The following is a 17,045-nucleotide window of genomic DNA, read 5'->3' on the forward strand; positions in this document are numbered from 1 at the left end:
TCCCCTTGCAGAACCCGGCCTGGCGAAACCTGGACGAACACTCGTTCGAACCATATCCGGTGCGCTGCGGGGTGACGCGCACCGACACGGTTCGACAACCACCGCCGCCGTTACTACGGTGGTCAGGTTTCTGATCTCCGGGAGTAGCGGTGAAGCGGTTCTGGCTCGTCGCGGGGTGCGTCGGCACCTCCATGGCGGTCACCGTCGTCACCGTTCTGGCCGCGCCGCGCGATGTCGGGGTCGCGATCGACAAGGTCGTGCAGCTCTTGTTCGCCGTGGCGGCGTTGCTGGCCTACGCGCGCGCTCGCAACCGGTGGATGACGGCGGCGATGGCCAGCCTCACGGTCGGGTTGTCCGCGTGGATCTGGGGGCAGCAGATCCTGGGCGTGCAGCTGCCGACGACCACCATCGCGCCGCTGGGCTTCACGATGGTGCCGGTGCTGTGCCTGGCCGCGGTGATCGCACGGGCCCAAGCCGCGCGCAGGGCCGATGACCTGTTGCCGAACTACCGCAGCCGCACGGTCGTGGTGCTCGACGGGCTGATCGTCATCGGGTCGCTGTTCGTGCTCACGTGGGTGTCGGCGCTGGAGTCGCTGACCCGGCCGTGGGCGACGCAGGGGCCGGGGTTCATCACCGTCGTCGCGCACCCGGCCGCGTATCTCGTGCTGCTCGTGACGATCGTCGTGATGTCGTGGACGCATCAGTCCGTGCGGCAGTGGTCGATGGTGTTCGTGGCGTTGGCCGGTATCGCGCAGTCGTCGTCGGGGTGGGTGTTCGCGTTCTACATCGCCAAGGGCGTCACGGTGATCCCGGCGGCGGTCGACATCGGGTTCATGTTCTGCCCGGCGTTGTTCTTCCTGAGCGCGCTGGCACCGGCGCGCGACGCGATGCCGACGCCCGGCCGCATCCGGATGGCGGACATGCTGCACCTGCTGGTGCCGTACGTGCCGCTCGCGGTCACCGGGCTGTTCGTCCTGTGGAACACGGCGACCGGCGGGCGGCTCAACCCGGTGGAGATCTACGTCGGGCTCGCGGTCGTGTGTCTCGTGATCGTGCGGCAGCTGCTCACGATGATGGACAACGTCAGGCTGATGGACCAGCTACGGCTCAGCAGGGAGCAGCTGCGGCACGAGGCGTCGCACGACCCGTTGACCGGTGTTGCGAACCGTGCGTTGTTCCGTGAGCGTCTCGAACGCGCGTTGGCCGTGCGCGGCCGTGTCACGCCGTTGATCCTGTTGTTCATCGACGTCGACGGCTTCAAGGCGGTCAACGACAACTACGGCCACGCCGAGGGTGACGTCGTGCTGCGCAACGTCGCGGCACGGCTGGAGCACAGCGTGCGGCCGGGAGACACGGTGGCGCGGCTCGGCGGTGACGAGTTCGGCGTGCTGGTCGACGGCGGCGACGCGGAGGAGATCGGCGAACGGCTGCTGTCGGCGCTGGCGCACCCGCACGAGGTGCACGGCCGCGTCCACGAGGTGCGTGCCAGCATCGGTGTGGCACAACGCCTCACCTACGACCCGTCGGTGACCGCCGACGACGTGCTCGGAGCCGCGGACGCCGCGATGTACACGGCGAAACGGCTCGGCAAGGGCATGGTCGTCGTGCACGGTTCCCCGCTTCCGGAGATGACGTGACCCCAGAGCAGTTGATCCAGGACCTCGGCATGCAGGAGCTTCCGGTCGAGGGCGGCTACTTCGCGCAGACGCACCGCTCGGAGGAGGTGTCCGCTATCGCGTACCTGTTGCGGCAGCCGGACTTCTCCGGCATGCACGCGTTGGAGCACGTCGAGATCTACAGCTTCCACGCGGGTTCTCCGTTGCGGATGCTGCTGCTGTACCCGGACGGCAGCGTGCGGCAGCCGTTGCTGTCGGAGTCGAACCCCCAGGTCGTGGTGCCCGCCGGGGTGTGGCAGGGCAGCGCGCCCGCCGGTGAGTGGTCGCTGGTCGGCACGGTGGTGGTGCCGCCCTACACCGACGACATCGTGTCGTTCGGCCATGCGGACGAGCTGTGTGCGCGTTATCCGTCTCATGCTTCGGAGATCCGGCCGTTGTGCCGCTTCTAGCCTCCTAAGATCGGCGGAATGGCGCTTGTCCCGCTCAACGGCATCGAGCTGAACGTCCTGACCGAGGGGTCCGGCGACCTCGTCGTGCTCGTGATGGGCACCGGCAGCCCCGGCCGCGTCTGGCGCACCTACCAGGTGCCCGCGCTGGTCAAGGCCGGCTACCGGGTCGCGTACTTCGACAACCGCGGCATCAAGCCGTCGTCGGAGTGCGCGGACGGCTTCACGATCGACGACATGGCCGCCGACACCGCGGCGGTGATCACCCACCTGGGCGGTCCCGCCCACGTCGTCGGCACGTCGCTGGGCGCACGCGTGGTGCAGGAGCTGGCGCTGGCCCGGCCGGACCTGGTGCGCAGCGCGGTGATGATGGCGACGTGCGCGCGGCCCGACCCGGTGCAGCAGATGTGGTCGCGCGGGATGCTGGAGCTGCACGACAAGGGCATCGAGCTGCCCGCGTCGTTCTTCGCGGCGGCGTCGCTGACCCGCAACGTCGCGGCGGCCACGCTGGCGGACCCGGTCGTGGCACAGGACTGGCTGCAGATGTACGAGTTCGCGAACTCCATGCCCAGCGCGGGCGAACGGGCGCAGCTGGCGCTGGGCGCGTTCGAGCCGCGGGCCGCCGCCTACCGCGCGATCACGGTGCGGTCGCTGGTCATGGGGTTCGCCGAGGACCGCGTCCTGCCGCCCCGGCTGTCGCGCGAGGTGGCGGACGCGATCCCCGGTGCCCGCTACGTCGAGGTGGCCGACTGCGGGCACATCGGGTACCTGGAACGGCCGGACGAGGTGAACCGGCTGCTCGTCGAGTTCCTCCGCGGCGCGTGAGGTCGCCGGAGCTGTCCGCGTTCCTCGCCGCGCTGCGGCCGGGTGAGCTGCTGCCGGGGACGGTCGCGGCGGTCGAGCGGTTCGGCGTGTTCGTTGCGCTGGACGCCGGGCCCGCTCATCCGGTCTTCCCCGGCGCCGGGTTCGTCTCGGCCGCGGAGCTGTCGTGGCGGCCGTTCGACGCGCTGACCGACGTGGTCCAGGCCGGTCAGCGCATCACCTGCGAGTTCCTCCAGTTCGACACCTGGAACCTGCAGGCCAGGCTGTCGCTGAAGGCAACGCTGCCCGACCCGTTCCAGACGTTCACCGCGACCGCGGGGCCCGTGCGCGGCCGGGTCACCAAAGTGGTCCCCTTCGGCGTGTTCGTCGCGCTCGCGGACGGCCTGGAGGGACTTCTGCGCCACGACGACGCGCCGGGCCCGTCCGAGGTCGGCGACGAGATCACCGTCGTGATCACCGAGGTCGACCGCGAACGGCGCCGCATCCGCCTCTCCGCTAGCGGTCCAGCCTGAACTCGTCCGTCGTCGCCCCGCCCACCAGCACGTCGACGTAGCCGCTGAGCACGTACGTGCCGAACGGCGTGCGCGCGGCCGTGGTCGGCGCGGTCTTCCAGTCGCGCTGCGAGCGGATCTGCCACGTGCGGGTGTCGAGCACGGTCACGGCGTTCTTGCCGGGCGCGCTCAGCGAGTTCGTCACCACGACGAGCCCCTGCGGGGTGAGCGTGAGCCCGTCCGCGCCGGGCAGCTTCGGCGCGGGCAGCTCCTCCACGTGGCCCGCGGTGACCTTGAACAGCGTGCCGTTCGTGTAGTGGCCGGTCACGAGGAACCCCCTGGGGTCCCAGACGATGCCGTTGTTGCCGAACGACGCGCCGCCCAGGCGCGGGTCACGGGCGAACGCGGTGAGCCGGCCGGACGGGGTGACCTGCCAGATGGTGTCGCCCGAGGTGCCGGTGACGTAGGCGTTGCCGTGCGGGTCGACGGCGATGTCGTTGGCGCCGCCGGGGACGTCGACGAACCGCAGGGCGCGGCCGGTGCGCAGGTCGAACACGCCGAGACCGGACTGGCCGGGTGCGGAGCGGTCGCCGAAGCCGATGTCGCCGTACGCGACGAGCAGGCGGCCGTGGTCGACCTGGAGGCCGAACGTGGACACCATCTTCGTGCCCGTGACCAGCGGGCGGACCCGGCCGGACGGGCTGACCAGCGACACGGTGCCGTGCCGCAGTGAGCTGACCAGGAACTGGCCGCGGGTCGGGTCCCACTGCACGCCCTCGGGGTGCAGGGACGGCGCGGACGCCACCACAGAGCCGGGCGTGGCCGTGGCCGTGCCCGTGACCAGCAACAACGCTGCCATTACGGCGAGCGCGACGCGCATGACGGTCCTCCAGTAAGAGCACTGATAGCTATCAGAGTTCTGATAACTATCCATACTCTTACCACACTCCTACGATGAACGGATGCGCAGCGGCGATCGGATCGGCGGCGACATCAAGCGCGCCGAGCAGGACCTGATGGCCGCGAAGTCGGCGGCGGTGCGGCCGGCGGGGCTGACCGTGCCGCAGTACTCGGCGTTGCTGGCGCTGAGCGACCACCCCGGCGCGCCCGCCGCGGAGCTGGCGCGGTTGTGCCTGGTCACACCGCAGACGATGACGACGATCCTGCAGAACCTGGTCGCGCTCGGGCTCGTGGAGCGCACGCCGCACCAGTGGCAGCGCAACGTGCTGGAGAACCGGCTGACCGAGGCGGGCTACGCGAAGTTCCGCGAGGCGGACAAGGGCGCGGTCGCGGTGGAGCAGAGGCTGGCGGACGCGTTCACGCCGGAGGAGCGCACGCAGCTGCGCGCGCTCCTGCAGCGGTGCTCAGCGGTGCTCAGCGATGAGCAGCCTGGCCGGTAGGCCGGATCAGGATCTCGTTGACGTCCACAGTGGACGGCTGGGACACCGCGTACAGCACCGCCCTGCCGACGTCGGCGGGTTCGAGCTTCGGATCGTCCACCCGCGAGGCCGGGATCGCGTCGGTGTCCACGAGCCCGGGCTGCACGACCGTGACCCGCACGCCCGTGCCGACCGCCTCCGCCCTGATCGCCTGCGCCAGGCCGGTGATCGCCCACTTGGTCGCGGAGTACAGGTTTCCCGGCCGCACCCCGCGCCCGGCGGCGGACCCGGTCAGCACCAGGTGACCGCCGGAGCGGATCAGCGCCGGCATCGCCGCCCGCGCGGTGAAGGCGGGGCCGCAGACGTTCGTGACGACCATGCCGGTCCACTCCTCCGGCCGCGCACCGGCGGAGGTGGTGAACGACGTGTCCACCGAGACGCCGGCGTTCGCGAAGACGACGTCGACGCGGCCCCAGCGTGACTCCACTCGCGACACGAGGTCCTGCACGGAATCCCACGAGGAAACGTCACATTTGGCGTCCCAGCCGCGATCCCCGACAGATTCTTCAGCCGAACGTGAGGCCCGCACGACGCGATAGCCCGCTTCCAGCGCGAGCGCGGCGGTGGCCGCTCCGATGCCGCGTGACGCGCCGGTGACCACGAAGACCCGTTCCATGATCGGAACCCTAGTCAGGGATATGTCAGTGCCGCCTGTTTTGATGGCGCGCATGACTTTGAACCGCAGGTCCGTGTTCGGGCTGGGAACCGTCGCGGCCGCGACGGCCGTGCTCGGGTCCACCGGCGCAGCGCAGGCCCAGGAGGAGGCGGAGGTGGAGATCGAACGCTTCCCGACCACCGCCGAACGGTCGCGCAAGCGCGTGGCGCAGATCTACCGCAGGCAGGTGAGGAAGGCACGCGGCACCTGGTCGTCGTACATCACGGTCGCCGACCTCGACGGCAACACCAGGCCCGCGGTGGACGAGAACGCGGACGCGGTCGTCGAGGCCTACAGCGTCAACAAGATCGCCGTGGCCGTCGCGGTGCTGGACAAGGTGGACCGCGGGCTGGTCAGGCTGGACCAGACGGTCACCGTGTCGGCCGCGATCGTCATCCAGGACACCGACGGCATCTTCGCGCTCGACGGGGCCTACCCGAGCGAGGTCACCGTGGGCCACGCGCTCGCGAACCTGCTCACGGTCTCGGACAACACCGCCGTCCGGCTGTGCGGCCTGGTCGTCCCGGCGCTGGAGCTCAACGAGATCCTGCGGTCCAAGGGCTTCGTGCACACGCAGGTCGTGCCGGTCGCCAACCCGAACCGGTTCTTCCTCGGCACGACGACGGCGCGCGAGACGCACACGCTGCTGCAGAAACTGGTCGACGGCGAGCTGCTCTCGCCCGCGTCGACGGCCTACCTGCTCAACATCCTGCGGGCCACGGCGAGCTTCACCGACGGCGTCCGGCTGAACCTCACCACCAACGAGCGGCTGCGCGTCGCGACGAAGGCCGGCTGGTACGAGGACGGCCGCAACGAGGCCGGGATCATGTTCAGCGAGGACAACCGGGCGATCCTGGTCTACTCGATGTTCGCCTCCGGCACGTTCACCGGGGACAAGGCGCAGAACGACCAGGACTTCAGCACCACGCACCCGGCCGTCGCGGCGCGCGCGGAGCTCGGCCGGTCCATGTTCGACGCGGTCATCAAGATCACGACCACCAAGCCGAAACATCGTGCAAAGGTTTACAGGTTCTTCAACGGCGGCTGATTCCTGAGATTTCTCTGAATTCGCGCCGCGGGGCACTGCTTCTTCGCTATACACGTACCAACGCCGGGGTCGGTCGTCGCCGCCGTCGACGACCGGCTTCCCCGCGTCGCTCAGAGCGCCGGTTCCACAATGGAGTGGTACCGCCGCGCCACCTCCGCGATCACCTCGTCGAAGTCCGCCGCCCAGATGTCGGCGTTGAAGATTTCCACCTCGACGTCCCCCGCGTACCCCGTGGCCGCGACCTGCCTGGTCAGCCGGTCGAGGTCGATCGCGCCGTCGCCCGGATAACCGCGGCCCAGCAGCACGTCCGCCGGCACCGGCGTGAGCCAGTCGCACACCTGGTACGACGCGATGAGCGAGCCCGCGCGTGCGATCTGCGCGTCCACGTCCGGGTCCCACCAGACGTGCAGCGCGTCGACGACGACCCCCACCGACTCGTGCTGCTCGGCGATGTCGAGCGCCTGCGCCAGCGTCGACAGCACGCCGCGGTCGGCGCAGAACACCGGGTGCATCGGTTCCAGCGCCAGCGTCACGCCCGCCGCGGCCGCGTGGCCGGACAGCTCCGCGATCGCGTCGGCGGCCCGGTGACGTGCGCCGACGAGGTCCTTGTCGGCCGCCACTCCCCCGACGACCATGACCAGCGTGTCCGTGCGCAACGCCGCCGCTTCGTCGATCGCACGGCGGTTGTCGTCCAACGCGGCACGGTTGTCCACGGCGGTGAGGAACCCGCCGCGGCACAACGACGACACGCGCAGCCCGGCGTCCGCGACGAGCTTCGCGGTGCGCTCCAGGCCGTGGTCGGCGACCGGTTCGCGCCACAGCCCGATCGACTCGATGCCGTGCCGCACACAGCCTTCGACCGCCTCGGCCGCGGTGGCGCGCTTGATCGTGGCCTGGTTCAGCGAGAGGCGAGCCACTGCTGCCACCGCCGTTCCGCGAGCTCGGGCTCGACCACGCCGGCGGCGACCGCGAGCCGTTTGGCCTCGGCCAGGTGCTCGGCGCTGCGGGCGGTCTGCAGGCCGTCGAGCAGCAGGAACCGCTCCTGGTGCCCGGCCAGCCACGCCAGGAACACCACGCCGGTCTTGTAGTAGTAGGTCGGCGCGCTGAACAGGTGACGCGACAACGGGACCGTGGGCGCCATGATCCGGTGGAACCCGTCGGTGTCGCCCGCGGCCAACGCGCGCAACGCCCGCGCGGCCACCGGGGCGATCGGGTCGAAGATGCCGAGCAGCGCGTCGCTGTGGCCGTGCTCGTCGCCCGCGATCAGCTCCGGGTAGTTGAAGTCGTCGCCGGTGTAGCAGCGGACGCCGGCCGGGAGCGCGCGCCGCAGCCCGATCTCGTGGCCGGCGTCGAGCAGCGAGACCTTCACGCCGTCGACCTTGTCCGGGCGGGAGTGGATGATCTCCAGGAAGTTGCGGGTGGCCTGCGGGACGTCGTCGGCGCCCCAGTAGCCCGCCAGCGCGGGGTCGAACGCGGTGCCGAGCCAGTGCAGGACGACCGGCTCGCTGACGTTGTCCAGCAGGGTGTCGTAGACCTTCGCGTAGTCCTCCGGTCCGCGCGCGCACGCCGCCAGCTGGCGTGAGCACATCAGCACCGGCTGCGCGCCCGCCTCCTGCACGACCTCCAGCTGCCGCAGGTAGGCCTTGAGCACGTCGTCGAGGCTCGCCTCACCGGTCAGGTGGTCGGTGGCGACGCCCGCGCAGATCCGACCGGCCTTCTCGGCGGCGCTGCGGCGGATCAGCTCGGCGGCGGCCGGCCAGTCCAGGCCCATGCCGCGTTGCGCGGTGTCCATGGCCTCCGCGACGCCCAGGCCGTGCGACCACAGGTGGTGCCGGAACGCCAGCGTCGCGTCCCAGTCGACCGTGCGCTCGTCGGCCGCGACGACGTGCGCTGCCGCGAACACGACGCGCTCGTGGGGGTCAGACATCGGTCAGCTCCACCCTGCGACCCTCCGAAGAGGACCGCAGCCCGGCCGCGGCCAGCGCGACACCGCGCGCACCGGCGCGGAAGTCGTGCGGGAACGGCGTGCCCTGGTAGACGTGCCGCAGGAACTCCGCCCACTGCACCTTGAAGCCGTTGTCGAACTCGTCGTTGTCGGGCACCGGCTGCCACTGCTCGCGGAACGGGTGCGTGACCGGCAGGTCCGGGTTCCAGACCGGTTTCGGCGTGACGGCGCGCGGCTGCACGAAGCACTCGCGCAGACCGGCGACCGCGCTGCCCTCGGTGCCGTCCACTTGGAACTCCACGAGCTCGTCGCGGCGCACCCGCACGCACCAGGACGAGTTGATCTGCGCGATGACCCCGTTCTCGATCTCGAAGATGCCGTACGCGGCGTCGTCGGCGGTGGCGGCGTACTCGGCGCCCTGCTCGTCCCAGCGGGTTGGAATGTGCGTGACGGCGCGCGCGGTGACGGCCTCGACGCGGCCGAAGAGGTTGTGCAGCAGGTAGCTCCAGTGGCAGAACATGTCCGAGACGATGCCGCCGCCGTCCTGCGCCCGGTAGTTCCAGCTCGGGCGTTGCGCGGGCTGCCAGTCGCCCTCGAAGACCCAGTAGCCGAACTCGCCGCGCACGCTGAGGACGCGGCCGAAGAAGCCGCCGTCGAGCAGCCGCTTGAGCTTGCGGATGCCGGGCAGGTAGAGCTTGTCCGCGACGACGCCGTGCCGCAGGCCCTTCTCGTCGGCGAGCGCGGCCAGCCGCAGCGCCTCCTCGACGGTCTCGCTGACCGGCTTCTCGGTGTAGACGTGCTTGCCGGCCTGGAGCGCACTGGTGATCGACTCGACGTGCTTCGAGGTCACCTGCGAGTCGAAGTAGATCTCCACGTCCGGGTCGGCGAGCGCGCTGTCGAGGTCCGTGGTCCAGCGCGCGAGGTCGTGGCGCTGCGCGATCTCCTTGAGCTTGTCGGCGTTGCGGCCGACCAGCACGGGCTCGACCTTCAGCACGGTGCCGTCCGGCAGCCGCACGCCCTCGTCCCGCAGCGGGAGCAGGGACCTGACCAGGTGCTGGCGATATCCCATCCTCCCGGTGACGCCGTTGACCGCCACTCCGATGGTCCGAACCGCCATCGCACCTCCCTGGTAACAGCGCTGGAAAGCGCTTTCCCGCCACGCTAATAGCGGTGCTTCGGGGCCGTCAACCTCCGCGGGAGCTAGTCTCCCGTCCACACATGCACTAGACGGAGGTGGTCGTGTCCGCCCGACAGGTGACGCTCGCCGAGGTGGCGAGGCAGGCGGGTGTGTCGCTGGCGACCGCCTCGCGCGTGCTCAACGGCAGCACGCGGCAGGTGAGCGGCGAGCTGAGCGACCGCGTCCTGCGCACCGCGGAGCAGCTCGGCTACGTGCCGAACGCCTCGGCGCAGGCGCTGGCCCGCAACTCCAGCTCGCTGGTCGGCCTGGTCGTGCACGACATCACCGACCCGTACTTCTCCTGCATCGCCGCCGGCGTGACGCGGGTGGCCGAGGAGAACGGGCTCGTCGTCGTCCTCGGCACGACCAACCGCTCGCCGGACCGCGAGGTGGAGCTGCTGTCCACGCTGCGCGCGCACCGGGCGCGTGCGGTGGTGCTGGCGGGCTCGCGGACCACGGACCGGGCGGCGCAGGCGCGGCTGGCGGCGGAGATCGACGCGTTCGCCGAGCAGGGCGGCCGGGTGGCGTGCGTGTCGCAGGCCAAGCTCGGGACCGACACGGTCGTGCCGGGCAACCGGGCGGGCGGACGTGCGCTGGCCCGTGAGCTGGCGGCGCTCGGGCACCGGAGGTTCGCCGTTCTGGGTGGTCCTTCGGAGCTCGTGGTGGCCCGCGACCGGCTCGCCGGGTTCAAGGCCGGACTGGCCGACGCCGGTGTCGCGCCCCCCGTCGTGATCAACGGCGCGTTCACCCGCGACGGCGGCTACGAGGCCGCCATGGAGCTGCTGAACGCGCGCAGGTCAGCCCGTGCGACCTGCGTCTTCGCCGTCACCGACGTGATGGCGATGGGGGCGATGGCCGCGCTGCGCGAACGGGGCGTGCGGGTGCCGGAGGACATGTCGATCGCCGGGTTCGACGACATCCCGACGCTGCGCGACACGGTGCCCGCGCTGTCGACCGTGCGGCTGCCGCTGGAGCGGATGGGCGAGATCGCCGCAGGTCTCGTGCTGGACGCCGGTGGTGACGAGGCCCGCACCGTCCGGGTCGCCGGCGAGGTGGTGCTCAGGGCGTCGACTGCCCACAATTAGACTCGTCTGGCTGTTCACGTACTTAGTCATGAGGAGTTGAGCCGTCCCCATGGGGTCTGGCCCCGGCTGGCATACCAACCCGGTCCCCTGCTCGCGCCGATCGCGTGGAGCACGCCGGTGACCGGAATCTTGTTGAGCGTGCTCGGTCTGCTCGCCGTCGTGGCGCTGACCGCGGGCACCTTCGTAGCGGTGGCGGCGGAGTTCTCGCTGACCGCGCTGGAACGCAGCACCGTCGAGCGGCACGTCGCCGAGGTCGGCGACGCCAAGTCGCACGTCATCGACCGCGCGCACCGCACGCTGTCGTTCCAGCTCTCCGGCGCGCAGCTCGCCATCACGCTGACCACGCTGATCACCGGGTACATCGCGGAGCCCGCGATCGCCTCGCTGATCGAGCCAGGACTCACCGCGCTGGGCGTACCGGCGTCGGTGGCCGACTGGTTGTCGCTGGCACTGGCGCTGGCGGTGGCCACGGCGTTGTCCATGGTGTTCGGCGAGCTGGTCCCGAAGAACCTCGCGATAGCGAAACCGCTGGAAACGGCCCGTGCGGTGGCCGGGTTCCAGGCCGGTTTCTCGACCGTGTTCCGGTGGCTGATCACCGCGATGAACGGCTCCGCGAACTGGCTCGTGCGCCGCCTGGGCGTGGAACCGGTCGAGGAGCTGGCGTCCGCCCGTTCCCCGGAGGAGCTCGGCGCGCTGGTCCGCACGTCCGCCGAACACGGCACCCTCGACCAGGGCACAGCGGTGCTGCTGGACCGTTCCCTGCGCTTCGGCGACCGGACGGCCGGCGAGCTGATGACCCCCCGTGTGCGGGTGGAGGCCCTTCGCGCCGACGCGACCGTGCTCGACCTCGTGCAGAAAGCCCGCGACACCGGCTTCTCGCGGTTCCCGGTGCACGACGGTTCGCTGGACGAGGTGCGCGGCATGGTGCACGTGAAGCAGGCGTTCGCCGTGCCCGCCGCTCTGCGCGGGACGACTCCTCTGTCCGCGCTGACGCGCCCGGTGACCTCCGTCCCGGAAACCCTGGAGGGCGACGCCCTGCTCGACCGGCTGCGGGCTTCTGGCCTGCAGACGGCGCTGGTGGTCGACGAGTACGGCGGCACCGCCGGCATGGTGACGCTGGAGGACGTGGTCGAGGAGATCGTCGGCGACGTCCGCGACGAGCACGACCGCAGCGAGGCACCCCCGGTGCGCTCGCTGGGCAAGGACAGCTGGCTGGTCTCCGGCCTGCTGCGCGACGACGAGGTGGCCGAGGCAACCGGTTTCCGCATGCCGGAGGGCGACTACGAGACGCTGGCCGGCCTGGTGCTGACCCGCCTCGGCCGCATCCCGGACGTCGGTGACGAGATCAGGGTCGACGGCTGGCGGGTGACGGTGATGAGAATGGACCGCCACCGCGTGGCCGAACTACGGGTGGTGTCGGCGTGAACTTCCTGATCATCGTTCTTCTCCTGGCCGGCAACGCCTTCTTCGTCGCCGCCGAGTTCGCGGTCATCACCGCCCGGCGCGACCGCTTGGAGGCGTTGGCCGACAAGGGTTCCTCCCGCGCCCGCACGGCCATCAAGGCGTCGCAGCAGCTGCCGTTGCTGATCGCGGGCGCACAGCTCGGCATCACCCTGTGCTCCCTGGGCCTGGGCGCCATCGCCGAACCGGCGTTGGCGTCCGTGCTGGAGGGCCCCCTCGGTGCCGTGGGCCTGCCGTCTGCCGTGGTGCACGGTGTGGCGTTCGCGGCGGCGTTGGTCATCGTGGTCGCACTGCACACGATCCTCGGCGAGATGGTGCCGAAGAACCTCGCCATCGCCGGCCCCGAACAGGCCGCACTGTGGCTGGTGCCGGTGCACTACGGCTTCAGCCGGATGATCGCCCCGGTCCTGGCCCTGTTCACCACGTTCGGCCGCTGGGTGCTGCGCCGCTTCGACGTCGAACCGGTCGACGAGCTGGAGTCGGCCTACACCCCCGACGAGCTGGCGTTGCTGATCGGCCAGTCGCGTTCCGAGGGTCTTTTGGAAGACTCCGAACACCGCCGCCTGGCCCAGACCCTGACGTCGGCTTCCCGCACCGTGGCGGACGTGCTGGTCCCGCTCGACCGCCTGACGACCGTGTCGGCCACGCCGACCGTCGGGGAGATCGAGGCGGTGGTGGCGGAGACCGGGTTCTCGCGGTTCCCGGTGCTGTCCGACTCCCGGTTGATCGGGTATCTGCACGTCAAGGACATCCTGGACCTGGACGGGGCTTCGACGCCGGTACCGCGGTCGCGGGTGCGTGGGCTGCCGGAGGTGCCGGTGGACGCGCGGTTGGACGAGGCGTTGACGGCGTTGCGCCGGGCGCAGTCGCATCTGGCTCGGGCTGTCGGCGCCGATGGGACTGTGCTCGGTGTGGTGGCGTTGGAGGATTTGGTGGAGGAGTATGTGGGGACTGTGCGGGATGGGACGCACGTGCGGTGGGTGTAGTGGGGTTGGGTGAGCGGCTCGGGTCGAGCGGTGCGGCTCGGTTGGCTCGGCTCGGTTGGCCCGGCTCGGGTTGAGCGGCGCGGATTCACCCGATCGGGGTGTCCGGATCTGGTCGCTCGGTCGTCCTGCGTATGAGGAAGCGCGCGGGGCGGAGGTGCACGGGGATGCGGACGCGGGTTGAGTGTGGGGGTCCAGGCCCGAGGGTCTGGACCGGACACCTGCGCCAGGCTCGGCTCAGGACCTGAGCCGAGGACCCAGGCCGAGGCTTCGGCCAAGGTCTCGCTGAGGCTTGGCCAGGGCGAGCCGGGAAGGCGGCGCCTGGGCCGAGGGCGGGTGCCGGGAGAGTTGCAACCTCGGGACGTGGCAGCGGGTTGAGCTGCCGCGACACCGCCCAGGGTGCCGGACAGCCGCAAAGCCCAGGACGTCGCGGCAGTGGGATCGCCGCACCACCGGCCAGGGCGCCGTACGGCCGCAAACCCAGGGCGCCGCGGCAGTGGGGTCGCCGCACCACCGGCGAGGGCGCCGGAGCGCAAGGTCCGGGCGTCGTGGCCGGTCGGCTGCCACACGCCACCGGTCACCGGTCACCGGTCACGGTGCCAGGCAGCCGCGAGCCCAGGAGATGGCCGCGGGTGGGCTGCGGCGCCATCGGCCAGGAACGTCGAGAACGCCGCACCGCTCCACGCCGCGGAACCCAGCCGAAAACGTCGTCCCGTTCCACGCCGCGGAACCCGCCGAAGGCGCCGGTCGCGGTGATCGACACGAGCCCAAGCGGCGTGCGCCCGGCTCAGGCGGATGCCGTGCGGATCTCCAGCATGAGGCAGCCGCCGTCTGTCCGATATGGACCGTGCGGCATGCCGGGGCGGCGGCTGGTGAAGTGGCCCGCGGTGAACGTCGTGCCGAGGGTCAGGTCGGTGAGGTCGCCCTCCAGCAGGTACACCTCCTCGTGGTAGTCGTGGCGGATCACGCCGGACGTCGTCAGGCCCGGTTCCCAGCGGGCGAGGCGGGTCAGGGTCGTGGTGGCCGGGTCGTGGCTGAGGACGCGTTCGGTGACGCCCGGTTCGGCTTGGCGCCAGTCGACGGCGGACACGGGGAAGAACTCGTGCTGCGAGCGCATCACAGCCTCCGGTTCGCCAGCACGGGCAGGGTGCGGCGGGCGGTGTCGACCAGGAAAGTGTCCACATCGGACAGCAGGGTGCCCGGGGTGTCGGAGAGGCGGTCGAGCACGGTGCCCAGGGGGTCGACGACGGTGCTGCGGCCGATTCCCGTTGGGGCCGAGCCGTGGTCGGTGGCGGGAAGGGCTTGGCCGCAGGCGAGGATCCACGAGGTCGAGTCCAGGGCTCGGGCGCGGACCAGGAGGTCCCACTGGTCGGCTTTGCCGGGGCCGGCTCCCCACGAGGCGCCGAGGAGGATGACCGGCGCGGTGTCGGCGAGGGTGCGGAAGAGTTCGGGAAAGCGGACGTCGTAGCAGGTCGCGAGGCCGAAGGTGGTGCCGTCGACCTCGAACGTCACCGGCTTGTCGCCGGGGGTCACGGTGTCGGACTCGCGGAAGCCGAACGCGTCGAACAGGTGGATCTTGGCGTAGCCCAGGTGCAGGCCGGGGCCGGTGACGAGGGTCGTGTTCGTGACGCGGCCGTCGGTGCCGGGGGTGAACATGCCGGCGACCACGACGACGTTGTGCTGGACGGCGATTTCCTGGACGGCGGTTGCCCACGGGCCGTCGAGGGGTTCGGCGATCGGGGCCAGGGGCACGCCGAAGCGGCATTGGGTGGCTTCCGGGAACTGGACGATGCGGGCGCCGGACGCTGCCGCCTGGGCGACGTGGGTGCGGACGGTCTCCAGGTTGGTGGCCGGGTCGGCGGTCGAGCTGATTTGGCACAGGGCGATGCGCATGATCCTCCTCTGGTATACATGTTGTATGCAGGTCGCGGACAGCTTGTCAGGCCGGGAGAAGGCCTACGAGTTCATCAAGGACACGATCCTCGCCGCCCCGGAGATGCAGGGGCGGTTCATCAGCGAGCAGGACGTGGCCAACCAGATCGGGGTGTCGCGCACGCCGATCCGTGAGGCGCTCCTTCTTCTCGCGGCCGAAGACCTGGTGCAGCTCGTGCCGAAGAAGGGTGCGTACGTCGCGCCGTTGTCGTCGCGGCAGATCACGGAGCTGATGGAGCTGAGGGGGGTTATCGAGCGGTATGCGGCTGAACGCACGATGACCGAGGGCACGGTTCCGTTGGAGACGATGAAGGCGTACATCGAGGAGCAGCGGGTGCAGCAGCACGACCCGCGCGAGTTCATCGACGTCGACCGGCAGTTCCACGCCGTTCTCGTGTCGGCGACCGGCAACGAGCTGTTGACGAAGACCTACGAGGGGTTGCGCGCACGGCAGGTGCGCGCGGGTGTGGTGGCGTTGTTCCGTGCGAACAACCGGCAGCAGGCCGTGATCGACGAGCACAACGCGATCGTGGCCGCGCTCGAGTCCGGGGACGTCGGCGCGGCCACCGCGGCGATCACCGCTCACTTGGACACGACGCTGAAGGTGCTGCTCAACGGCTGAGCGTCCGCGGCTTCCGGGTCGCGGCCCAGGCGCAGGCCGATCAGCGTGACCACGCATGCGATGGACACGTACACGCCGACGACGACCCACGTGCGGAACTCCGCCAACAGCCAGGTGAACAGCAACGGCGCCACGGCACCGCCGATCACGCCGGCCAGGGTGTAGGCGAGCGAGCTGCCGGTGTAGCGCAGGCGTTCGGTGAACTGCTCGGCGATGAACGCGGCCTGCGGGCCGTACATGAACGCGTGGAACGCGAGCCCGACGACCACCCCGACGACGATCAGCGGGACGGAACCGGTGTCCACCAACGGGAACAGCACGAACGGCCACACCGCACCGCACACCGCGGCGACCGCGTAGAGGCCGCGCCGGTTGACCCGGTCGGACAGCCAGCCCGCGAGCGGCATCAGGAACAGCTGGAAACCGGACGCGATCAGCACGGCGATGAGACCGACGTTGCGCGGCATGCCCAGCTGCGTCGTGATGTACGTGAGCACGAAAACGGTGTGCAGCGCGTACAGCACGTCTGGGCCGACGCGAGAGAGCACGGCGGCGATCAGCGGGCGGGTCTGCGTGCGGAACACCTCGCTGACGGGCGCGGACGGGCGGTCGCCGCGTTCCTCGATCGCCTTGAAGACCGGCGTCTCCTCCAGCTTCACGCGGATCCACAGGCCGAACACGACCAGCACCGCGGACAGCAGGAACGCCACGCGCCAGCCCCACGACATGAACGCCGCGTCGGACAGGGTCACGCCGAGCAGCGCGAGCACGCCGTTGGCCATCAGGTTGCCGGCGGGCGGGCCGATCTGCGCGGCCGACGCCCAGAAGCCGCGTTTCGCCGGGTCGCCGTACTCACTGGACAGCAGCACCGCGCCGCCCCACTCGCCGCCGAGGCCGACGCCTTGTGCGAACCGCAGCAGCACGAGCAGCACACCGGCCGCGGGACCGATCGCGGCGTGCGTGGGCAACAGGCCGATGAGCAACGTCGCGATGCCCGTGATCAGCAGCGTCGTGACCAGCACGCGTTTGCGGCCGATCTTGTCGCCGAGCCGGCCGAACAGGAACCCTCCGAGCGGCCGCGACAGGTAGCCGACGGCGTAGGTGGAGAACGCGAGCAGCGTCGCCGTCAACGGCTCGGAGCTCGGGAAGAACAACGGGCCGAGCACCACGGCGGCGGCCACGTTGTAGATGGCGAAGTCGTACCACTCGAGCGCGGTACCGGAGAGCGAGGCCACGAACGCGCGGACGAGCGCGGACCTCGGTACGTCTGTCGTTGCTGGAGCAGGCGGCATGCGGTAATACTGCCTGTATACAACTCGTATG

18 protein-coding genes are annotated in these 17,045 nt (G+C 70.7%); 10 read left to right on the forward strand and 8 right to left on the reverse strand.

Features of this window, described 5'->3' with window-relative positions:
- Positions 1–149 precede the first annotated feature (149 nt).
- From ADL03_RS28535 to ADL03_RS28550, 4 genes are read left to right on the forward strand one after another with little or no spacing between them, the layout of a single operon-like run.
- Positions 150–1,637, forward strand: a complete 1,488-nt coding sequence (locus ADL03_RS28535) for a GGDEF domain-containing protein (protein WP_197288717.1) — start codon at positions 150–152, stop codon at positions 1,635–1,637.
- On the forward strand, positions 1,634–2,065 hold the full coding sequence (locus ADL03_RS28540; RefSeq protein ID WP_082373544.1) for a cupin domain-containing protein: 432 nt from the start codon (positions 1,634–1,636) through the stop codon (positions 2,063–2,065). The genes ADL03_RS28535 and ADL03_RS28540 overlap by 4 nt, the downstream gene beginning before the upstream one ends.
- An 18-nt stretch (positions 2,066–2,083) precedes the next feature.
- Complete coding sequence (locus ADL03_RS28545; RefSeq protein ID WP_053736646.1) at positions 2,084–2,887, forward strand: alpha/beta fold hydrolase; 804 nt, start codon at positions 2,084–2,086, stop codon at positions 2,885–2,887.
- Positions 2,884–3,396 carry a S1 RNA-binding domain-containing protein gene (locus tag ADL03_RS28550; RefSeq protein ID WP_053736647.1) on the forward strand — a complete coding sequence of 171 codons (513 nt, stop codon included), beginning with the start codon at positions 2,884–2,886 and terminating at the stop codon, positions 3,394–3,396. The genes ADL03_RS28545 and ADL03_RS28550 overlap by 4 nt, the downstream gene beginning before the upstream one ends.
- On the opposite strand, the gene ADL03_RS28555 is transcribed toward ADL03_RS28550, so the two are convergent.
- A complete protein-coding gene (locus tag ADL03_RS28555) occupies positions 3,380–4,255 on the reverse strand; it encodes an SBBP repeat-containing protein (RefSeq protein ID WP_197288718.1) in 876 nt (291 codons plus the stop codon). The genes ADL03_RS28550 and ADL03_RS28555 overlap by 17 nt on opposite strands.
- Positions 4,256–4,337: 82 nt before the next feature.
- Here ADL03_RS28555 and ADL03_RS28560 point away from each other — a divergent pair, with 82 nt between their 5' ends.
- Positions 4,338–4,775, forward strand: coding sequence for a MarR family winged helix-turn-helix transcriptional regulator (locus ADL03_RS28560; protein WP_053736649.1), 438 nt, complete (start codon positions 4,338–4,340; stop codon positions 4,773–4,775).
- On the opposite strand, the gene ADL03_RS28565 is transcribed toward ADL03_RS28560, so the two are convergent.
- Complete coding sequence (locus ADL03_RS28565; protein ID WP_197288719.1) at positions 4,750–5,430, reverse strand: SDR family oxidoreductase; 681 nt, start codon at positions 5,428–5,430, stop codon at positions 4,750–4,752. The genes ADL03_RS28560 and ADL03_RS28565 overlap by 26 nt on opposite strands.
- A 52-nt stretch (positions 5,431–5,482) precedes the next feature.
- Between ADL03_RS28565 and ADL03_RS28570 the strand changes: the two genes are divergently transcribed.
- Positions 5,483–6,517 (forward strand): serine hydrolase, encoded by a 1,035-nt coding sequence (locus ADL03_RS28570; protein ID WP_157529421.1) that lies wholly within the window; start codon positions 5,483–5,485, stop codon positions 6,515–6,517.
- 110 nt (positions 6,518–6,627) lie between these two features.
- On the opposite strand, the gene ADL03_RS28575 is transcribed toward ADL03_RS28570, so the two are convergent.
- From ADL03_RS28575 to ADL03_RS28585, 3 genes are read right to left on the reverse strand one after another with little or no spacing between them, the layout of a single operon-like run.
- Positions 6,628–7,443 carry a sugar phosphate isomerase/epimerase gene (locus tag ADL03_RS28575; RefSeq protein WP_053736650.1) on the reverse strand — a complete coding sequence of 272 codons (816 nt, stop codon included), beginning with the start codon at positions 7,441–7,443 and terminating at the stop codon, positions 6,628–6,630.
- Positions 7,416–8,444, reverse strand: a complete 1,029-nt coding sequence (locus tag ADL03_RS28580; RefSeq protein ID WP_053736651.1) for a dihydrodipicolinate synthase family protein — start codon at positions 8,442–8,444, stop codon at positions 7,416–7,418. The genes ADL03_RS28575 and ADL03_RS28580 overlap by 28 nt, the downstream gene beginning before the upstream one ends.
- Positions 8,437–9,579, reverse strand: coding sequence for a Gfo/Idh/MocA family protein (locus ADL03_RS28585; RefSeq protein ID WP_053736652.1), 1,143 nt, complete (start codon positions 9,577–9,579; stop codon positions 8,437–8,439). Before ADL03_RS28585 ends, ADL03_RS28580 begins: the two co-directional genes overlap by 8 nt.
- A 122-nt stretch (positions 9,580–9,701) precedes the next feature.
- Between ADL03_RS28585 and ADL03_RS28590 the strand changes: the two genes are divergently transcribed.
- From ADL03_RS28590 to ADL03_RS28600, 3 genes are all read left to right on the forward strand, one after another.
- A complete protein-coding gene (locus ADL03_RS28590) occupies positions 9,702–10,724 on the forward strand; it encodes a LacI family DNA-binding transcriptional regulator (RefSeq protein WP_053736786.1) in 1,023 nt (340 codons plus the stop codon).
- Between the two features lie 117 nt (positions 10,725–10,841).
- Positions 10,842–12,149 carry a hemolysin family protein gene (locus ADL03_RS28595; RefSeq protein ID WP_053736653.1) on the forward strand — a complete coding sequence of 436 codons (1,308 nt, stop codon included), beginning with the start codon at positions 10,842–10,844 and terminating at the stop codon, positions 12,147–12,149.
- Positions 12,146–13,171, forward strand: coding sequence for a hemolysin family protein (locus ADL03_RS28600; RefSeq protein ID WP_053736654.1), 1,026 nt, complete (start codon positions 12,146–12,148; stop codon positions 13,169–13,171). The genes ADL03_RS28595 and ADL03_RS28600 overlap by 4 nt, the downstream gene beginning before the upstream one ends.
- A 784-nt stretch (positions 13,172–13,955) precedes the next feature.
- Here ADL03_RS28600 and ADL03_RS28610 read toward each other — a convergent pair.
- On the reverse strand, positions 13,956–14,285 hold the full coding sequence (locus ADL03_RS28610; RefSeq protein WP_231642361.1) for a cupin domain-containing protein: 330 nt from the start codon (positions 14,283–14,285) through the stop codon (positions 13,956–13,958).
- Positions 14,285–15,061, reverse strand: a complete 777-nt coding sequence (locus ADL03_RS28615; protein ID WP_157529423.1) for a carbon-nitrogen hydrolase family protein — start codon at positions 15,059–15,061, stop codon at positions 14,285–14,287. Before ADL03_RS28615 ends, ADL03_RS28610 begins: the two co-directional genes overlap by 1 nt.
- Here ADL03_RS28615 and ADL03_RS28620 point away from each other — a divergent pair.
- Positions 15,060–15,722, forward strand: a complete 663-nt coding sequence (locus ADL03_RS28620) for a GntR family transcriptional regulator (RefSeq protein WP_231642363.1) — start codon at positions 15,060–15,062, stop codon at positions 15,720–15,722. The genes ADL03_RS28615 and ADL03_RS28620 overlap by 2 nt on opposite strands.
- Here the strand turns inward: ADL03_RS28620 and ADL03_RS28625 are convergent.
- A complete protein-coding gene (locus tag ADL03_RS28625; protein WP_053736659.1) occupies positions 15,683–17,014 on the reverse strand; it encodes an MFS transporter in 1,332 nt (443 codons plus the stop codon). The two genes, ADL03_RS28620 and ADL03_RS28625, sit on opposite strands and share 40 nt — an antisense overlap.
- Positions 17,015–17,045: the final 31 nt, after the last annotated feature.

The sequence above is a fragment of the Nocardia sp. NRRL S-836 genome (assembly GCF_001279525.1).
Classification (GTDB): Bacteria; Actinomycetota; Actinomycetes; order Mycobacteriales; family Pseudonocardiaceae; genus Lentzea.

Coding starts and splice junctions, on each gene's coding strand:
- ADL03_RS28625 (WP_053736659.1), bottom strand. CDS start 17,014: ATGCCGCCTGCTCCAGCAACGACAGACGTACCGAGGTCCGCGCTCGTC.
- ADL03_RS28585 (WP_053736652.1), bottom strand. CDS start 9,579: ATGGCGGTTCGGACCATCGGAGTGGCGGTCAACGGCGTCACCGGGAGG.
- ADL03_RS28560 (WP_053736649.1), top strand. CDS start 4,338: ATGCGCAGCGGCGATCGGATCGGCGGCGACATCAAGCGCGCCGAGCAG.
- ADL03_RS28570 (WP_157529421.1), top strand. CDS start 5,483: ATGACTTTGAACCGCAGGTCCGTGTTCGGGCTGGGAACCGTCGCGGCC.
- ADL03_RS28555 (WP_197288718.1), bottom strand. CDS start 4,255: ATGCGCGTCGCGCTCGCCGTAATGGCAGCGTTGTTGCTGGTCACGGGC.
- ADL03_RS28565 (WP_197288719.1), bottom strand. CDS start 5,430: ATGGAACGGGTCTTCGTGGTCACCGGCGCGTCACGCGGCATCGGAGCG.
- ADL03_RS28615 (WP_157529423.1), bottom strand. CDS start 15,061: ATGCGCATCGCCCTGTGCCAAATCAGCTCGACCGCCGACCCGGCCACC.
- ADL03_RS28580 (WP_053736651.1), bottom strand. CDS start 8,444: ATGTCTGACCCCCACGAGCGCGTCGTGTTCGCGGCAGCGCACGTCGTC.
- ADL03_RS28545 (WP_053736646.1), top strand. CDS start 2,084: ATGGCGCTTGTCCCGCTCAACGGCATCGAGCTGAACGTCCTGACCGAG.
- ADL03_RS28620 (WP_231642363.1), top strand. CDS start 15,060: ATGATCCTCCTCTGGTATACATGTTGTATGCAGGTCGCGGACAGCTTG.
- ADL03_RS28610 (WP_231642361.1), bottom strand. CDS start 14,285: ATGCGCTCGCAGCACGAGTTCTTCCCCGTGTCCGCCGTCGACTGGCGC.